The 15,057-nt window shown below is 69.6% G+C and carries 16 protein-coding genes and 1 riboswitch; of the genes, 8 read left to right on the top strand and 8 right to left on the bottom strand.

The genetic code is table 11. The features are described from left to right. Positions 1 to 70: 70 nt before the first annotated feature. Positions 71 to 1,051, bottom strand: coding sequence for an ABC transporter substrate-binding protein (locus ACX80H_RS08085; protein WP_459312394.1), 981 nt, complete (start codon positions 1,049 to 1,051; stop codon positions 71 to 73). 229 nt (positions 1,052 to 1,280) lie between these two features. Between ACX80H_RS08085 and ACX80H_RS08080 the strand changes: the two genes are divergently transcribed. Both ACX80H_RS08080 and ACX80H_RS08075 read left to right on the top strand, forming a co-directional pair. After that, entirely contained in the window at positions 1,281 to 2,300 is a 1,020-nt protein-coding gene (locus ACX80H_RS08080; protein ID WP_459312393.1) for a LacI family DNA-binding transcriptional regulator, read from the top strand. 120 nt (positions 2,301 to 2,420) lie between these two features. Then, the gene (locus ACX80H_RS08075) at positions 2,421 to 2,894 is read left to right on the top strand and encodes a MarR family winged helix-turn-helix transcriptional regulator (protein WP_459312392.1); all 474 of its coding nucleotides are present in this window, start codon (positions 2,421 to 2,423) and stop codon (positions 2,892 to 2,894) included. Between the two features lie 33 nt (positions 2,895 to 2,927). Here ACX80H_RS08075 and ACX80H_RS08070 read toward each other — a convergent pair whose 3' ends face one another. Then, positions 2,928 to 3,242, bottom strand: coding sequence for a hypothetical protein (locus ACX80H_RS08070; RefSeq protein ID WP_459312391.1), 315 nt, complete (start codon positions 3,240 to 3,242; stop codon positions 2,928 to 2,930). 171 nt (positions 3,243 to 3,413) lie between these two features. On the opposite strand from ACX80H_RS08070, the gene malQ reads away from it, so the two are divergent. Next, positions 3,414 to 5,582 (top strand): 4-alpha-glucanotransferase, encoded by a 2,169-nt coding sequence (gene malQ, locus ACX80H_RS08065; RefSeq protein ID WP_459312389.1) that lies wholly within the window; start codon positions 3,414 to 3,416, stop codon positions 5,580 to 5,582. Positions 5,583 to 5,637: 55 nt separating this feature from the next. Further along, on the top strand, positions 5,638 to 6,606 hold the full coding sequence (locus ACX80H_RS08060; protein WP_459312387.1) for an NAD(P)/FAD-dependent oxidoreductase: 969 nt from the start codon (positions 5,638 to 5,640) through the stop codon (positions 6,604 to 6,606). 136 nt (positions 6,607 to 6,742) lie between these two features. Here ACX80H_RS08060 and ACX80H_RS08055 read toward each other — a convergent pair whose 3' ends face one another. From ACX80H_RS08055 to ACX80H_RS08045, 3 genes are all read right to left on the bottom strand, one after another. Beyond that, a complete protein-coding gene (locus ACX80H_RS08055) occupies positions 6,743 to 7,168 on the bottom strand; it encodes a hypothetical protein (RefSeq protein ID WP_459312385.1) in 426 nt (141 codons plus the stop codon). 157 nt (positions 7,169 to 7,325) lie between these two features. Next, entirely contained in the window at positions 7,326 to 7,571 is a 246-nt protein-coding gene (locus ACX80H_RS08050; RefSeq protein WP_459312383.1) for a hypothetical protein, read from the bottom strand. Between the two features lie 91 nt (positions 7,572 to 7,662). Next, entirely contained in the window at positions 7,663 to 8,052 is a 390-nt protein-coding gene (locus ACX80H_RS08045; protein ID WP_459312381.1) for a hypothetical protein, read from the bottom strand. Between the two features lie 165 nt (positions 8,053 to 8,217). On the opposite strand from ACX80H_RS08045, the gene ACX80H_RS08040 reads away from it, so the two are divergent. After that, positions 8,218 to 9,024, top strand: coding sequence for a DNA-formamidopyrimidine glycosylase family protein (locus ACX80H_RS08040; RefSeq protein WP_459312379.1), 807 nt, complete (start codon positions 8,218 to 8,220; stop codon positions 9,022 to 9,024). A gap of 18 nt (positions 9,025 to 9,042) precedes the next feature. On the opposite strand, the gene ACX80H_RS08035 is transcribed toward ACX80H_RS08040, so the two are convergent. Then, complete coding sequence (locus ACX80H_RS08035) at positions 9,043 to 10,281, bottom strand: glycoside hydrolase family 26 protein (protein WP_459312377.1); 1,239 nt, start codon at positions 10,279 to 10,281, stop codon at positions 9,043 to 9,045. Between the two features lie 16 nt (positions 10,282 to 10,297). After that, a riboswitch (cyclic di-GMP riboswitch) is annotated at positions 10,298 to 10,372 on the bottom strand. 289 nt (positions 10,373 to 10,661) lie between these two features. Between ACX80H_RS08035 and ACX80H_RS08030 the strand changes: the two genes are divergently transcribed. Beyond that, a complete protein-coding gene (locus ACX80H_RS08030; protein ID WP_459312375.1) occupies positions 10,662 to 11,333 on the top strand; it encodes a peroxiredoxin-like family protein in 672 nt (223 codons plus the stop codon). Here the strand turns inward: ACX80H_RS08030 and ACX80H_RS08025 are convergent. Further along, complete coding sequence (locus ACX80H_RS08025; RefSeq protein WP_459312373.1) at positions 11,308 to 11,868, bottom strand: aminoacyl-tRNA deacylase; 561 nt, start codon at positions 11,866 to 11,868, stop codon at positions 11,308 to 11,310. The two genes, ACX80H_RS08030 and ACX80H_RS08025, sit on opposite strands and share 26 nt — an antisense overlap. 6 nt (positions 11,869 to 11,874) lie before the next feature. Then, positions 11,875 to 12,894: a LacI family DNA-binding transcriptional regulator gene (locus ACX80H_RS08020; RefSeq protein ID WP_459312371.1), complete on the bottom strand. Its 1,020-nt coding sequence runs from the start codon at positions 12,892 to 12,894 to the stop codon at positions 11,875 to 11,877. A gap of 111 nt (positions 12,895 to 13,005) precedes the next feature. On the opposite strand from ACX80H_RS08020, the gene ACX80H_RS08015 reads away from it, so the two are divergent. Next, on the top strand, positions 13,006 to 13,740 hold the full coding sequence (locus tag ACX80H_RS08015) for a sugar phosphate isomerase/epimerase family protein (RefSeq protein WP_459312369.1): 735 nt from the start codon (positions 13,006 to 13,008) through the stop codon (positions 13,738 to 13,740). Next, positions 13,737 to 14,867, top strand: a complete 1,131-nt coding sequence (locus ACX80H_RS08010; RefSeq protein ID WP_459312367.1) for a Gfo/Idh/MocA family protein — start codon at positions 13,737 to 13,739, stop codon at positions 14,865 to 14,867. Before ACX80H_RS08015 ends, ACX80H_RS08010 begins: the two co-directional genes overlap by 4 nt. The last annotated feature ends 190 nt before the right edge of the window (positions 14,868 to 15,057 follow it).

The raw sequence follows: 15,057 nt of genomic DNA, 5'->3' as shown, positions 1-15,057 counted from the left end.
GGTGGGCGTGCCCACCGCATCCCGGGGGATGGTGCCCGGCCGACCTGCCCGCAGGCCGGCCGGTGCCGGCCTAGTATTCGCGGCTGGCGAGGACTTCCTTGGCCTGCTCGGGCGTGAAGGCCGATTCCTCGGTGACCACGCGGGCCGGGACTTCCTCACCGGCGACGACCTTCTCCGCCAGGTCCATGAGCTGATCACCGAGGAGCGGGTTGCACTCGACGATGTAGTTGATCTTGCCCTCGGCGAGCGCCGTCATGCCGTCCTTGACGGCGTCGACGGTGATGATCTTGATGTCCTTGCCGGGTACCTTGCCGGCGGCTTCGATGGCCTCGATGGCGCCGAGGCCCATGTCGTCGTTGTGGGCGTAGACGACGTCGATGTCGGGAGTGTTCTTGAGGAACGCCTCCATGACCTGCTTGCCGCCGCTGCGCGTGAAGTCGCCGGTCTGGGACTGGACGATCATCAGGTCCGGGTCCGCGGCGATGGCCGCTTCGAAGCCTTCCTTCCGGTCGATCGCCGGAGCGGCTCCCGTGGTTCCCTGCAGTTCGACGATGTTGATCGGCCCGTCGGTCGAGGCGGAGTCCTGCACGAGCCAGTCGCCGGCCTTCTTGCCCTCCTCCACGAAGTCCGACCCGAGGAAGGTCTTGTACAGCGAGGTGTCGGACGAGTCGACGGAACGGTCCGTCAGGATGACGGGGATGTCGGCGTCCTTGGCTTCCTTCAGGACGGTGTCCCAGCCCGACTCGACCACCGGCGAGAAGGCGATGACGTCCACCTGCTGCTGGATGTAGGACCGGATCGCCTTGATCTGGTTCTCCTGCTTCTGCTGGGCGTCGGAGAACTTGAGGTCGATGCCCGCTTCCTTCGCCGAGTCCTGGATCGACTTCGTGTTGGCGGTGCGCCAGCCGCTCTCCGCGCCGACCTGAGCGAAGCCCATCGTGATGCCGTCGTCGGAACCGCCGCCGGATTCACTGCCGGCACCGGACCCTCCGCCGCACGCCGTGAGGGCCAGGGTTGCGGCGGCGACCGCCACGAGAGATTTCTTGAACACTGCTGCCTCCTGGATTTCGGGACCACAGCAAGGAGCAGGTGCACCGTCGTTGCTGCGCCGGGCTTCGTGCCCTGCGAGCCATTGTGAACGCTAACAATGGGGCCGTCAAGTGATCTTGGACACACTTGGGAGGGAGGCCTTGACGAGCGCCGATTGCGTTGTCCCAAGCGGGGATGAACGGCCCGTTGTCGTGCATACTGGGACCACGTGGGGAGTAAGGCGATTCCGGATGACCGAAGTGACCACACCGCGGGGCCCGAGCCTCACGGACGTTGCGACCCTGGCAGGCGTCTCCCATCAGACCGTCTCCCGGGTCGTCAACCGACACCCCAATGTCAGCGAAGCCACGCGGAGGAAAGTCCGTGCGGCCATCTCTGAGCTCGACTACCGTCCCAACGCCGCCGCGCGCTGGCTCGCCACCGGGCGCACCCATTCCATCGGGATCCTTGCCGGCGAACTGGCGCAGTACGGACCGTCGAGCGTGCTCATGGGCATCCAGGACGCCGCGCGCGGCGCGGGGTACTTCCTGACGGTGGTGACCCTCAAGGACTACTCCGAGCGGGCGGTGAACGAGGCACTCACCGATCTCCTCAACCATGGAGTCGAGGGAGTCATCGCGATCACGCCGCACGTCTCGGCCCTCGAGGTGCTAGCGGAGGTGCAGGGCAGCACCCCGATGGTGACGGTAGGTGGCGGCCACGGCCTCGGACGCGACGTCGCACTCGACCAGGAGGGCGGGGCCATCGCTGCTGTCGAGCACCTGGTGGAGCTCGGGCACACCAGGATCGCCCACCTCGCCGGTCCACTGGACTGGGTGGACGCCCAGCGGCGACTGGATGGCTGGCGTTCCGCCCTCGGGAAGCACCACCTGGGTGAAGGGCCCGTGTACCAGGGGGACTGGAGCGCGCGGTCGGGATACGAGGCCGGCCGTGCCGTCGATCTCGACGGCGGACCCACCGCCATCTTCGCGAGCAACGACCAGATGGCGCTCGGGCTGGTGAAAGCCCTGCGCGAGCGCGGCTGCCGCATCCCTCAGGACGTCAGTGTCATCGGCTTCGACGATGTGCCGGAGGCGGAATTCTACGAGCCGTCGCTGACCACCGTGCGCCAGGAATTCCAGGACCTGGGGCGATCCTGCATCGAGGCGCTGATCGACCGGTCCGGTGGAGTGGCGATGGAGGGCGACTCCTTCCGCCCGCGGCTGGTGGTGCGCTCCAGCACGGCTCCCGTCGGCGGCCACCGGCCCTGAGCCACCGGTCCCGGAACCGCCCCGCCGAAGTGCTGCATGCAAGGTGCCCGCCCGCTGAAATCTTTCAACTTTTCCGGCGAATGTGCCCCTGCCTGCCTCCGGCCTCTATACGCTTCCTCCATGGAAGCAGTGACGGGGCCCGACGGAGAGGCATTCGATCGAGCGATCGAGGTGCTGGAGGAGCAGACGAGTGTGCTGTGGCGCCGCGAGCGGACCACCTCCCACGCGCTCGCGAAGAACGTGCACCCCGACATGGAGCCTGCTGCCTACGGGATCCTGACGCTCCTTCAGCGGGAAGGGTCCCTGCGGGCAACGGACATCGCGGCGAGCATCGGTGTGGGAAAGCCCTCGGTGAGCAGGCAGCTTGCAGGCCTCGAACGGCTGGGCCTGGTCAGCCGACAGCTCGACCCGTACGACGCCCGTTCCCAGCGGGTCCTGCTCACTGCGCTCGGCGAGCAGCAGCTCACCGCCGCGCAGAGCGGGCGGCGCATCGCCTTCACCGCGCTGATGCGCACCTGGAAGCCCGAGGATGTGGAGAACCTCGGCGCGCTGATCGCCCGGCTCAACACCGCCTACACCAAGGACACCTGGTAGAGGACACCTGGTAAAAAAACACCAGCTAGCCGGTCAGTCCTCGCTCCACCCGGAATCCTCGCGGAACCGTCCTACCCTCCGACCCGCCCCCGACTCCAGGGAATCACCGGAGTCCTCGAAGAGCTCGCCGGTGTCGGCCTTGCTGTGCTGGAGGAGCTGCTCTGCCTCGGCCCGTGCAGCCTCCAGGCTGTCGGCGACGATGCGGCTGCGGGCAGGCAGCGTGTCGACGTGGACCACCCGCTCGGCGGTCTCGCTGACGGGGACGGTGAAGCCGTCATTGGCGTCGTCGACCGGCAGTTCCGCCCCGCCGCTCTCCGCGGGGACGAGGTACTCGAGGAAGTAGGCCATGCTCCACACTGTCACCGCCGGACAGGCTCCGGCCAGCTCGGGGTGAGCTCCGCGGCAGCTTGTCCGTCCGTTCGCGGGCTGCTATGGCGGGCGGCCGGAGTGCCCCGTCACATTGCGGGAGCTCTGCCCGTCCGGATGCGCAGCCTGCTGATCCACCCCTAGATTGGAGGCATGGCCGACACGAAACAGCACGACGAAGCAGCCCCGACCACCCCCTCGCCGCTCGAGCAGCTCGCTGAGGCGCACCGGGTAGGGACCACCTTCAAGGGGTGGGACGGCGAGCCGGCCCGGGTCGCCCCGGAGACCCTCGTCACGGTCCTCGCGGCCCTCGGAGTCGATGCCGGATCGGACGCCGCCATCGCCCGGGCCCTAAAGGACGTGGAAGCGGGACCGTGGCGCTCGGTCCTGCCTGCCGTCGTCGTGGTGCGCCAGCGCGACGTCGACCCGGTGCTGCTCCACGTGCCCGCCGGGGCGGAGGTGGAGCTCTGGGCGGTCGACGAGGACGGCGTCCACTACACCGGGACGGTCGCCGAGGCCACGGAGAGGCGTACCGTCGACGGGCAGGACCTCGAGCGGAGGAACGGCACGCTGCCCCACGCACTGCCCCTCGGCTGGCACATCCTGCATGCGGTCGTCGACGGGCAGCAGTCGTCGTGCACGTTCGTGGTCACGCCGGACCGGCTGAGCACGACGGCGGCCCTGATGGACCACCGCACCTGGGGTCTCATGGCCCAGCTCTATTCGGTCCGGTCGTCGGCGTCCTGGGGCATCGGCGACCTCGCCGACCTGGGCGGGCTGGCGCAGGCCGCTGCGGCACAGGGAGGCGGGTTCGTGCTGGTGAATCCGCTGCACGCCGCCGAGCCCGTTCCGCCCGTGGAGCCGTCCCCGTACCTGCCGACCACCCGGCGCTACTTCCACCCCCTGTACCTGAGGATCGAGGACATCCCGGAGTACGCACGACTCGACGATGCCGCTCGCGCCAGGATCGGTGAACTCGCCGCCCGGTTCGCCGGATCCAACACCGCCACCGATCTCCTCGACCGGGACTCGTCCTACGCCGCAAAGCTCGAAGCCCTCGAGCTCGTGTTCGCCGTCGAGCGCCCCGAGCAGCGCCAGCACGACTTCGACGCCTACCGCGCCCACCAGGGCCAGGGGCTCGCGGACTTCGCGCTGTGGTCGGCGCTCGCCGAGACGCTCGCGCCCGGGGCGCCGGAATGGCAGGACGTCGGACGCCCCGGTTCGCCGGGCGCCCGCGCGTTCGCGGATCGCCACGCTGCGCGGATCGAGTTCCACGAGTGGCTGCAGTGGCTCGTCGACGAGCAGCTGCAGGAGGCACAGCTCGAAGCCACCGGTGCCGGCATGTCCATCGGCGTGGTGCACGACCTCGCGGTCGGAGTGCATCCCAGCGGGGCGGATGCGTGGGCGCTGCAGGACGTGCTCGCCGCCGGCATCAGCGTCGGCGCTCCGCCGGACATGTTCAACCAGCACGGCCAGGACTGGAGCCAGCCGCCGTGGCACCCGGAGCGGCTTGCCGAGTCCGGGTACGCGGCCTTCCGCGACATGCTCCGGAACATCCTCCGCCATGCGGGCGGCATCCGCGTGGACCACATCCTCGGCCTGTTCCGGCTGTGGTGGATCCCCCAGGGTGCCCAGCCCGGGGGAGGGGCCTACGTCTACTACGACCACAGGGCGCTGATCGGCATCCTCGCCCTCGAGGCGGAGCGCGCCGGGGCGATCGTCGTCGGTGAGGACCTCGGCGTGTTCGAACCGGGGGTGCAGGAGTACCTGGCGGAGCGTGGCATCTTCGGCACCTCGATCCTTTGGTTCGAGCAGGACGAGGACGGGCCCCTGCCTCCCGAGGCCTACCGCAAGGGCTGCCTGACCACAGTCACGGTGCACGACCTCCCGCCGAGCGCGGGCTACCTGGCGGGCGAGCACGTACTGCTGCGCGAGAAGCTCGGCCTGCTCAGCCGCCCCGTCGAGGAGGAGCAGGCCGAGGACCGCGCCACCCAGGAGAAGTTCCTCGCGCTCCTGCGGAAGCGCGGCCTGCTCGAGGGCGAGGCCCCGGAGGTCCAGGAGACCGTCGAGGCGCTGCACGCCCTCATCGCGCAGACTCCATCGGTGCTGTTGGGCGTCGCGCTCGCCGACGCCGTCGGGGAACGCCGCACGCAGAACCAGCCAGGCACCAACGACGAGTACCCGAACTGGCGGATCCCCCTCGCCGACGCCGAGGGGAAGGCCGTCCTCGTCGAGGATCTCGCCGGGAACCCGCGCTTCGCATCGCTCATCGCAGCCCTGGGAGTTCCCGCCACGGAGGGGGCCACCGGGCCCATCGCCTGACCGCAACAAGAATTTGGGGCCGCACCGCATCGTCCCGCCATGGTCGGATGGAGGAATGGAAAGCTCAGAAGACCGGACGTACGACGTCGTCATCATTGGTGGCGGGCTGTCGGGGCTGAGCGCTGCGCTCGTCCTCGGGCGGGCCAGGCGCCGCGTGGTCGTGATCGACGCGGGAACGCCCCGGAATGCTCCGGCCGAGGCGGCCTACGGATTCATCACCAGGGACGGGACTCCGCCCGGGGGCCTCGTCTCGCTCGCGCGGCAGGACCTGGAGCCGTACGGGGTGCAGTTCCTCGACGGCTCCGCGGAGCGTGCCGGGCAGGTGCCGGGCGGCTGGGCCGTCAGCACGGCCGAGGGTGCGACCGTGCAGGGACGCCAGCTGCTGCTCGCGACGGGCCTCCGCGATGTCCTCCCCGACCTCCCGGGTGCCCGGGAAGCGTGGGGTCGCGGCCTCCTGCAATGCCCCTACTGCCACGGCTGGGAGGTCCGCGACCAGGCTCTGGGCGTCCTGGGTTCGGCCCCGACCTCCATCCATCAGGCGCTGCTGGTCCGCCAGTGGTCCGAGGACGTGACCTTCTTCCCCCACCTCCTCGGCGCGCTGTCGGAGGACGACGAGCGACGCCTGCGCACTCGAGGTGTCCGGATCGCGGAGGGGCGGGTCCGGCACCTGGCCCTGGGGTCGGATGACGGCGGGCCGCGTTCGCTGCAGGGCGTCCGTCTCGAGGACGGTTCGCTGGTCCCGTGTTCCGCGATCTTCTGCGAGCCCGGTGCCGACGCCGGCCTGCCCCTGCTGGCCGACCTCGGCTGCGAGATGCGCGACGACGGCTGCGTGTCCACCGACGGTATCGGGCGTACCTCCATCGACCGGGTCTGGGCCGTGGGCAACGCCGCGGATCCTGCCGCCCAGCTGGTGCCGGCCGCGGGGGATGCATACCGGATGGCGGTAGCGATCAACGCCATGCTGGTCGAGGAGGACTGCGCGACCTGCCTGGAGGCCGGGGAAGCGGTCAGCGAGGGCGTCTGAGATCCTGCCGGCCGGACAGGGATGCGGACACGACGAAGGCCCCGGCTGGACCGGGGCCTTCGCGCTGCGACTACCTCGCGACGGCGACCATCTGTCGAATCGACTATCTGTCGAGTCGACTACATGTCGGGGTCGACTACCGGTCGAGGTCGGGGCGCGTCTGCCCGTCCTGTCCATGGAAGGGGGTGTCCTCGGTGAGGAGGGGATCCCCGCCGCTCGGGCCGAGGCCGGCACTTCCCGTGTCCATGGCGGTGACGACCGGCGGCACGTCCAGGGGGAGGTCACCGCTCGCGCCCACGTCCTTGCCCGGATTCTGGGGTGCTTTGGCGCCGTCGTCCGACGGCGAACCGCCCTTCTTCAGCTTGCCCTTCAGGGAGTCCTGCAGCGCCGGCGCCTTGCTCTTGATCGTGTCGGTGGTGGAGCTGACCCGTTCCTGCACCGTGGGGCTGTTCCACACCTTCTGGGCCCTCGTCCGCAGCTGCTCGTAGGCGCCCCGGCCCGCCCGTGTGCCGAGGACATAGCCAACACCCATGCCCGCCCCGAAAACCAGTTTGTTCTTCATGCTGTTCTCCCTTCGGTGGATTGCCGTGCTTCCGAATCTAGACCACTGCACCAAGGGGGGCGAGGGGCATTTTCGGTGCGTGGTGCCCGGGCTCGCCGCAGGAGAGCCGACCGGGCCGCTGCTGCTCGAAGCGCAGACCGCCGAGGAGGGCGGGAGATCAGGAGGAGCGGCGCGCCGCGACGTCGGGCCGGACCGGCGCTGATTCGGGCTGCTGGTCGCGGCGATCGAGTTCCTCGGTCAGTTCCTCGTGCCGGACCTCGGTCTCCATGGACAGCTCGCCGTCGTGCGCGTACTCGTAATCCAGTTCACGATGGATCTTGCTGTTGAGGACCTCGACCTCGGACATTCCGAGTGCGGTGAGGTCCTGCGGGAAATCTTCGGACGGCGTCAGTCTGGTGCTCATGGGGGCCTGTTCGGAGGTGCGACGGGGATCGGGCCCGCTTCTAGACCCCCTTGTCGGGCGGGGCCCGGCAAGGGGAAATAGTATCGGTCGCCTAGCGAAAACGGAAGCGGCCGCCGCTCTTCTTCGAGGTGTCGGTCGACTGCCAGTCCGTGAGGTTGTACACCGCCACCAGGACGCCGCCCATGAGCAGCCAGAACGCACGTGCCTTGCCCTCCCGGGCCACGCCGGTGAGCAGCGGGGCCAGGGCGTAGAGGGGCGTGCTGCCCAGGTCCACCGTGCGGTGGGTGCGAAAACTGATCAGCGGCGCGACGGCGAAGGGCTGGTCGGTGAACGCGTTGACGGCGCCCTGGGTGGCACCGAACGTCGCGAAGAACAGCCGTGCCTTTCGGCTCATGCCGAAGAGGGACGGAAGGGTGAGCATCGACGCGGAGAAACCGTAGTCGATGATTCCGTGCTGCCGGGGAGTGATGGGCTTCGTCATGCTGCCAACGCTAGGAACACCGGAACCCTGCCACAACGGGTAACCGGCCCGACGCAGCGGTTGACAAGCCCGGCGGCAGCCCGTGGCGGCAACTCGTGTCGCGGTTCGTGTCGGTGGCGGAGGCTACCCTTCTCCCGGGATCACGGACGGAGCAGGGGAGGGATCATGCCCGAGGGGGACAGCGTCTTCCGGCTCGCGGCGAGGCTGAGGAAGTCCCTCGACGGCCGCACCCTGAAGCGCGGGGACCTCCGCGTTCCCGCGCATGCCACCACCGCGCTGGACGGCATGCGCGTGACGGAGCATGTGACCCACGGCAAGCACCTGCTGACGCGGTTCGACGGTGGCCTCACCCTCCACACGCACCTGCTGATGCAGGGATCGTGGACGGTCACCGCTGCAGGCAGGACGCTGCCCCGCAGGCTCCTGCCCGACGCCCGCGTGATCCTCGAGGTGGAGGACGGGCCGACGGCGTACGGCCTGGACCTGCCCGTCGTCGATCTGCTGCCCACCCGCGCGGAGGGGGACGTCGTGGGGTACCTCGGGCCGGACCCGCTGCGCCCTGACTGGTCCGCGGATGAAGCGGTCCGCAGGCTCGGCCGTGAGCCCGCCGTGCGCGTCGCCGCTGCCCTCCTCGACCAGCGCAACGTCGCCGGTTTCGGCAACCTCTGGGCCAATGAGCTCTGTTTCCTCAGGGGCCTCCACCCGGACACAGTGATGGCCGACGTCGACATCCCTGCCCTGGTGGCACTCGGGGCACGGTGCCTGCGCTTCTCCGCCACCCGGCCCGGAGCACACCAGGTCACCACGGGCACCCTCCGCAGGGGTGAGCAGCACTGGGTCGTGGGCCGGGCCGGCAGGCCGTGCCTGCGCTGCGGGACGGCCGTGCTCGTTCGGGCCGAGGTGCCCGGCGACCCGGGCCGCCGTCGTACCTGGTGGTGTCCGAGCTGTCAGCCCTCGCGCTCCTCCGGCTGACGCCGCGCTTCGTCCCCGTCAGCGGCGTGCTGCGAGGCCCGCCGTGAACGCGTCGGCCGAGGCGTAGGTGCTGTTGATCCGCCAGTCCGCTTCCTTGTCGATGTGGAACCAGACGAGGGCGACGACGTCCTGCTGCGCGGACACGTAGCGGAACAGGTCGGTGATCCACTGGGGCTTCGATCCGCCGATCTCGGAGGAAGCCGTCTCCGCGATCATGATCGGGGTGCCGGGGGCGAGCTGGCGCAGCTGTGCGATGCCCTCCCCGAACAGCACCTCGGGTTCCTGCCACGTGCTCCACGGCTGCGAGGTGCCCCAGTTGTAGCCGTCCAGCGCCACGACGTCGACGTAGTCCGCGCCCGGGTAGAGCTGATTCACCGGCGTCGAGCCCCAGTAGGGCACGTTCGGGTTCCAGACCCAGCTGATGTTGGTCGCGCCCGTCGACGCGACGACGTCGTGCACGTGCCGGTAGGCGGCGATGTAGTCACCCGCGCCATTGCCGTTGACACCCTCGGCCCACGGATACCAGTTCCCGTTCATCTCGTGCGCGAACCGGAGGTGGACGGGTTGGCCCCACTGGCCGAGCGCCGTGCCCCACTCACGGAGGTAGGCGTCGAAGTCTCCCGCCGCGATGCGGTCGAGTGAGTAGGCCGGCTGCTCCGTGCCGCCGCCCCACGTCCAGGGTTCCCAGGTCAGGAGCGTCTCGGCGCCCCGGGCCCGCACAGCGTCGAGCTCGGCGAGGGGTGCCGCCTGGTTGAAGTCCTTGTAGGACAGCACGATCGAGGGAGCCTCACCGGCGAGGGCAGCGACCTCGTCCAGCTCACCGCCGGCGGCGGCCCCGCCGTTCGTGCCCACCCCGAACCGGATGGTCCTGGTGCCGGAGGGCACGGGAACAGGGTCGACGACGGTGAACGGGGCACTTGCGACAGCGCTGCCGGCCGTGGCCGTGACGGTCACGGTGCCCGGCGCGGCGGGCATTCCGATCGACGCCTGGAACGTGCCCGTGGAGGTCGTCGTCACGGCCACCTTCGCGGTGCCCGCGGTGACGGTGCCCTTGGTGCGCTTCGGGAACCCGGCGCCCGTCACGGTGACAGGGGAGCCGGCTTCCCCGGACGTGCTGCTCAGGCTGATCGTCGCTGCGGCCTGCGCGGGTGGAGGTGTCAGTCCGAACGTGAGGACCGCCATGGCTGCTGCGAGGAGGATGAGGCGGTGGGCGGTTCCGCGGGCGGAGCCGGCGGATACGCGGGAAGCTGGAAGCATGATCGGTACCTAGGTGTTCGGTAGCCCGGCTGACCGCAGGGGTCCCGTGGCTTTGCGTCTCCGGCTCGCGCCGGGTTTGCCCTTGTCGCCGGGCGGCTGCCCGAGCGGTGCGTCTCCCGCCGCGGCGGGAACCTCCTCCATTGTCCCGAGCGGGCTGCCCCGCGAGGGGCTTCTGCGCCCGAGGTATGCCGAAGGATTCGTGCAGGTCTTCCGCAGGCTGTCCCGGCACCGCGGAGACCGACGGCACGCAGGGCCTCTCGGATCCGTGCCGGGCGGCAGGACAGGAAGGGGTGCCTTGCTGGGAATTTCGTGTGTCGTGCACCACAATGGGTCCTGCCACGGTATCGAGGCTCCCGTGGCGCGTCTGGCGAGGGGAACAGATGAATCAAGGACCGGCATTCACGAACACGATCGCCTCGCAGGTGGACGAGTTCACCCCGTCCTTCGAGGCGCAGATCGGCCCTGCTCTCGCCGAGGTCTTCGCCCGCGAACAGCAGGACCTCCGCCGCGCCGGTCTCCCGCAGGGGATCGCGCGAGTGGGCGACACGCTTCCCGACTCCTTTTTGTACGAAGCGGGAGGACAGCGGATGCGGCTGAGCGAGGTGCTCGGCGCCGCGTCCGCCATCATCGTGTTCTACCGCGGTTCCTGGTGTCCCTACTGCAGCATCGCACTGAAGACGTACCAGCGCGAGCTCCGTCCCGTCGTCGAGGGTTTCGGGACGCGGCTCATCGCGATCAGTCCGCAGGAGCCGGATTCGGCGGTCCGGGCCGCCCGGGACGATGGACTTCGCTTCGCCCTCTACGCGGACAGGGGCAATGCCCTGGCCGCGCGCCTCGGGATCGTGACGGTGCCGGGTTCCGATGTGGTGCAGGCGCAGGCAGCCCTGGGCATCGACGTGGCAGGCCTCAACATGGACGGGACCGGTGCCATCCCGTTCCCCACGGTGGTCGTGGCCGACGCCACGGGCACCATCCGCCTCATCGACCCACGGGTGGACTACACGACGCGCACGGAGACCTGCGACATCATCGACGCCCTCGTGGCCCTGTAGCCAAACCTTCGGGGGTGGCTGCCGCGGGAGCGGGTTCCTCCGTGGTTTCCTCCGTGGGAAGCTCCGACGTGATGTCACCGACGGTCGCACCGAGCGACGCCAGCAGCGGATCGGCATCCGTGAACAGCAGATAGTCCCGGGAGCCCGAGCCCATGCCGATACGCCGTCCCGGGATCCGCTCGTCGGCGTAGACCGGAAGGACACTGCTGCTGCCCAGTGGTGTGATGGTCCCGGACTCGTATCCCGTGATGTCGAGTGCCGCCTCCGGTTTCACGAGGGACGCCTTGTTCACCGCCAGCAGCGACCTCAGCTTGGCCCAGTCCAGTCGCCGCGTCCCCGGGATGAGCACGAAGACCGTGGTCCCGCCGCTGACCTTGGCCACCATCGTCTTGACGCCATCGGCACCGGAGAGGCCCTGGGCAGCCGCCGCGTCGTCGAAGGTGCCGTCGTCCGTCCTGGGAACCAGGACGACGTCGAGTCCGCGGGCCGAGGCATCGCGTTCTGCAGGCAGGGGGCGGGCGTCGGGAGAGTCCATGGTGCCCTATCGTAGGGCGCCGGTGCTCGATCGGGCGACGAGGTCACCGGCAGGCATGCGGCCCGTCTGGACATCGCCCGTGTCCAGCAGTCCCAGTAACAGTTCCGCGGCCACCCGCCCCTGCAGGCCCGGATTGCGGGCCAGCGCCGTGACGGAGGGCGAGGCCAGCTCGCAGTGCAGGGAGTCGTCCCAACTCACCAGGGCGACGTCGTCCGGGCAGCGCAGGCCGACAGCGCGCATCGCCAGCAAGCCGCCCATGGCCATCAGGTCGTTCCCGAAGACGAGTGCGCTGATCCCCTCCTCCGCGCTGAGGAGCGTCAGGGCTGCAGCGCGGCCGGAATCGAGCGAATAGTCCGCCTCGTACCGGGTGACCGAGATGCCGTGCCGGTCGGCGCGGTCCTGCACGCCCCTGATGCGCGCTTCCTCGTGCAGGAAGCTGCGGGGGCCGGAGACGTGGGCGATCCGCCGATGACCGGCCTGGTGGAGATGGTCGACGATGGTGGCGGCGTCCAGGGCGTGGTCGGTCGTGGTCCCCGATCGCGGAGCGGCGCCTTCCTCGGCCGGTGCTCCGTGCAGCACGAAGGGAAGCCTCAGCCGCTCGAGCAGTGCGGGGCGGGGGTCGGCATGGCGGTGGTCGAACAGGATGACGCCGTCCACCTTCCGCTCTCCGGCCCAGCGCTCGTAGGTAGCCCGCTCCTGCGCCGGGTCCTTGCCCACCATTCGTAGCATCAGGGCCATGTCGCCCTCGGCGAGCGCAGTCTCGATGCCGGCGAGAAGGCCCATGTAGTACGGTTCCGTGCCGATCAGGAGGGGGTCCGCGGACAGCACTATCCCCACGGCGCCTGCGCGGGACCGGGAGAGGGCGCGGGCGGAGGAGCTGGGATACCACCCGAGTTCGTCGGCGAGGTCCAGGACGCGACGCCGGGTCACCTCGCTCACTCCCGGCTGGCCGTTGAGCGCATAGGAGACGGATGCCTTTGAGATGCCCAGGCGCTGCGCGAGACCGGCGATGGTTTCCTTGGCCATGGCTTACACAATAGCCCCGCGATTCCTTGACCGGCCCGGGCCTATCGCCTAGGTTCGACCCATCACCTGAACCGGTTCAGTAATCCCATTTCTCAGCGAGGAGAACAACCCGTGACGTACTCACTCCAGCTCTACACACTGCGGACGGCGCTAGGCGAAGATCTTCCCGGCACCATCAAGCGCGTCGCCGAGCTGGGTTACACCGCCGTCGAGCCCTACAACTTCGTCGCCACCGCGGACGAGCTGGCCGAAGCACTGTCATCCAACGGGTTGACCGCGCCGTCCGGGCACGCGCCGCTCCTTCGTGCCGATCAGGACGAGATCTTCGAGGCAGCACGCACGCTGGGCATCGGCACCGTGATCGAGCCCCACGTGGAGCGGTCCCACTGGACGTCGGACGCCGACATCAAGGACACGGCCGAGGCGCTCAATGCGGCGGCGAGGAAGGGTGCCGGGTACGGCATCACCGTCGGCTACCACAACCACGCGTTCGAACTGGAGGAGCGCATCGACGGGGTCTCCGGACTCGAGGTCCTCGCCGGTCACCTCGACCCCGAAGTGGTCCTCGAGGTGGACACGTACTGGGCGGCCGTGGGCGGCGAGGACCCCGTGGAACTGCTCCGCCGACTGGGTGAACGCGTGTGCTTCGTCCATATTAAGGACGGACCGCTCACGAAGAACGACAAGGAGCAGGTGGCCGTCGGTTCCGGCCGGATGCGTGTCTGGGACGTGCTGGGCGCCGCTTCCGGCCTCGAAGCCGCCGTCGTGGAACTCGACGATTTCGACGGCGACATCTTCACCGCCGTCGCGGACAGCCTGGCGTACCTGACCGAGGGGAAGAAATGAGCATCGAGGCCGCGGGGACCCGCCGCACAGGCCCGGTCGGTGTCGCCGTCATCGGTGCCGGAGTTATCAGCAAGGAATACCTGGCCAATCTCACCAGCTTCCCCGACGTGACGGTGCACATCGTCGCCGACATGTTCGAGGAGGTCGCTGCCGCGCGGGCCGCCGAGTTCGGCGTCCCGGCATCCGGGGGCGTGCAGGATGCCCTGGACCATCCCGACGTGGAAATCGTGGTGAACCTGACCATCCCCGCCGCGCACGTGGAGGTCGCGACCGCCGCCGTGGGCGCCGGCAAGCACGTGTGGAGCGAGAAGCCCTTCTCACTGGACCGGGAGAGCGGCATCGGCCTCCTGAAGACCGCCGACGCTGCAGGGGTCCGGCTCGGGTGTGCTCCGGACACCTTCCTCGGTGCGGGCCTGCAGACCGCCCTGCGCCTGGTGGCGCGGGGGGACATCGGTGTCCCCCTCACGGCGCTGACACTCATGCAGTCGCCAGGACCTGAGTCCTGGCATCCGAACCCCGCGTTCCTCTTCCAGGAGGGCGCAGGGCCGCTGTTCGACATGGGCCCCTACTACCTGACGGCCCTCGTCCAGACCTTCGGAGCCATCACGAAGGTAGCCGGCATCGGCTCGAAGTCCAGGGAGACGCGCACCATCGGATCGGGCCCGAAGGCCGGCGAGGTCTTCGACGTGACGGTCCCGTCCCATGTCAGCGCGATCGCCCAGTTCGCCGGCGGCGGGTCGTCCCAGAGCATCTTCAGCTTCGACTCGCCGCTCAAGCGCGCGGGTTTCGTCGAGGTCACCGGAACCGAGGGGACACTCGCCTTCCCCGACCCGAACAACTTCACGGGCGACCTGCTGCTCACCCGCCCTGGGGCGGATGAACCCGAGGTCGTCGCGGCGGTCGGGGCGACGTCGACGCGCGGCAGCGGTGTCCTCGAGATGGCACGTGCCCTCCGTGAGGGACGTCCGCACCGTGCGCAGGGCGAGATGGCGTACCACGTGCTCGATGCCATGGTGTCGATCTCCGAGAGCATCGCGACGGGCGAGTTCGTCCCGCTGCTGAGCACGGCAGCCGCCGCCGAGCCGCTGCCCGACGACTGGGATCCCTACCTGTCGACCCTCGCCTGACGCTGCGGGTGCGGAGACCGGCACCCGCCGGCCTCCGCACCGGCCCTGCCCGGAGGTCGGCAGCCGGACTGTCCCGGGCGTTGCCCCTCCAGGGTGGAGGACTCATCGATGCTGATGCAGCTGCAGAGGTGCCCGCGGACGACTGGCGTAGGCTGGAAGTCTGCGGACACGTTCGCGCCACCCCAGGCGC

The sequence above is a fragment of the Arthrobacter pasteuri genome, assembly GCF_054510955.1.
The sequence above is the reverse complement of the archived record's forward strand: the minus strand, read 5'-3'. Positions and strand labels throughout refer to the sequence as shown.